The sequence below is a fragment of the Synechococcus sp. CB0205 genome, from assembly GCF_000179255.1.
Taxonomy (GTDB): domain Bacteria; phylum Cyanobacteriota; class Cyanobacteriia; order PCC-6307; family Cyanobiaceae; genus Vulcanococcus.
This window is the reverse complement of the sequence record NZ_ADXM01000004.1, coordinates 1-1274: the sequence shown is the minus strand read 5'-3', so window position 1 is coordinate 1274 and position 1274 is coordinate 1. Positions and strand designations below refer to the sequence as shown.

Annotated in this window: 1 protein-coding gene and 1 pseudogene; one reads left to right on the top strand and one right to left on the bottom strand. The window is 58.7% G+C overall.

Features of this window, described 5'->3' with window-relative positions:
* Positions 1–793, bottom strand: a pseudogene (locus CB0205_RS13980) (IS1380 family transposase); the annotation flags it as partial.
* Between the two features lie 56 nt (positions 794–849).
* Here CB0205_RS13980 and CB0205_RS13975 point away from each other — a divergent pair.
* Positions 850–1274: hypothetical protein (locus CB0205_RS13975; protein ID WP_198001886.1), on the top strand; the 425-nt coding region annotated here is incomplete at its 3' end.

Sequence of the window (1274 nt, the reverse complement as noted above, 5' to 3'; positions counted from 1 at the left end):
CTGCGCAAGGCGGCCGTTCTTCGATAAACCGAAGACGTAGCGCAGCCCGTGCCTGTCACACAGGTCCAGCACCTCGGGGGTGCAGTAGTGGCTATCGGCCCGCAGCAGAATTTCTGTCTTGGGCCAATGCTTGCGGATCTCCCGGATCAACCGACGGATATGGGCCGCGCTTTCGGCCCCCTTGGGGCGGCGGGCCGGGCGCAGCAGTGTCCCGACGAGCCGACCTTCGCCGTCGAAGACGACGATCGGCTGGAAGCCGAACTCGTCGTAAAACGCATTGAACAGACGCAGCTGCTGATGGCCATGAACCGCGTCAAAGGTGTCATCGATATCGAGCACGATCCGGCTTGGAGCGCGCGCAAAAGACTGGCAGTAGAACCGGACCATCTCGCGGCCCATGCGGATGGAGGGCGCAGGCATCAGGCAGGTTCTCCATGCGCGAGATCGTCGGCTGTGAACACAAGGCCGGCCCCGTTTCCGGGCCACGCTCCAGCGCGATCCTGAAGCTAGGATCGTGCCGCAGGGCTGTCGCATCATTGCCGTCTTCATACCCCGCCGCGATCATCATGACCCGGAAACGTATGATGTCGCACAGGCTGTGCTGAACTTTCACGGGATCGCGCAGATCATTCAGGCAATCGGCAAGCCGCTGCGCTAGACCCGCCTTGCGCTCGATCTCGCGAAGCAGGGTAAGTCCGGCGTCAGAGCTCATGTCAGCACCGTCAAACCCGAGCAGGATCGGCTTGCCATTCAGGGGTGACAGGCGAGGCATGGAGGGCGTAGATTGGGCCATGGCGGAGGTCGTCCTGCTGAAAATTGCATGTTTGGCGTTAGCACCCAAAACATACGGTGTTTCAGATGGTTACGCTACCTCCGCCGCCTTCTGGTGAATTATTCGGGTTAACCGGTTTTATTCAAGCGGAAGGACGGTCTGCAATGATACAGAACCTGCTCGGACGGAAGAAAAAGGCAACGCGGCAAGAAAAAATTCTGTCCGAAATCGACCGGCTGATCTCATGGAAGAAATTGGCAGCCTGCGCTGAAACTTGCCTGGATGAAGCGCCCGACTGCATCAGGGTAAACCGGAATTCGTTGGAAAGCCTGGTTCGTATCGAAGTTCTGCACCGGTGCTTTGGCATTTCCCGCAGCGACCTGATGGTAACCGGGTCCGAGACACCAGAACAAGACGGCGCGACCGCTTTGTGCGATTCCCGGCCCGTGCTGAACGAAGACGACGTCGAAAACTTTTACAAGATTATCGCGGATTGCAGCAA